Origin of the sequence: Flagellimonas olearia (genome assembly GCF_009184425.1) — a bacterium.
Lineage (GTDB): Bacteria > Bacteroidota > Bacteroidia > Flavobacteriales > Flavobacteriaceae > Flagellimonas > Flagellimonas olearia.
The window spans coordinates 1-534 of the sequence record NZ_WELG01000035.1; the positions used below are offsets into that span (position 1 = coordinate 1).

The window sequence follows — 534 nt, forward strand, 5'->3', positions numbered from 1 at the left end:
TCCTCATTCAGTTTTTGTAATTCTTAGATGAGATTATCACGAGTGCGTGGAGACATTCGCAATAAGTCTAGGATGTGCAGACATGCAGGAATGTGTTTGAAGTGCTCAACCAAGTCATACTTGAAAGCCTCCTTGGGGCCTGCATGTTCATTATTGTTGCCACTAGGGGCGCTTACAACATCTTTTCCCGAAGGATTTACATAAGTAAAGGAAGATTGGTTGTAATTTTTGTGGTAGTCCCGGCCAGAGCGGGTGCCTCTACCAACTTCGAGAGCTTCTTGAGAAGGATCTTCGTTTGGAAGATTGTCTTCAGGATCAAGAGGCTGTCGTTTTCATCTACTGGGGATGTATCTGCAGCAGAGTTGCCATCCTCAGTGATTGTGTTGCACGGAGCATTTTCCGGGAGCAAGTCCTGAACAGCATCCAGCAGCTTTTCTTCTGTGTTGACTAATTCATCATCCCAAGCATTAATAGCTGAGTTTTCTTCAAGATGATCAGTCAAGAAGAATGTGAATTCTGAAGTCACGGTCTCAG

At 44.4% G+C, this 534-nt stretch carries 1 protein-coding gene; it reads right to left on the reverse strand.

What is annotated here, in order from left to right; genetic code table 11:
- Positions 1 to 196: 196 nt before the first annotated feature.
- Positions 197 to 534: hypothetical protein (locus F8C76_RS18775; RefSeq protein ID WP_170284066.1), on the reverse strand; the 338-nt coding region annotated here is incomplete at its 5' end.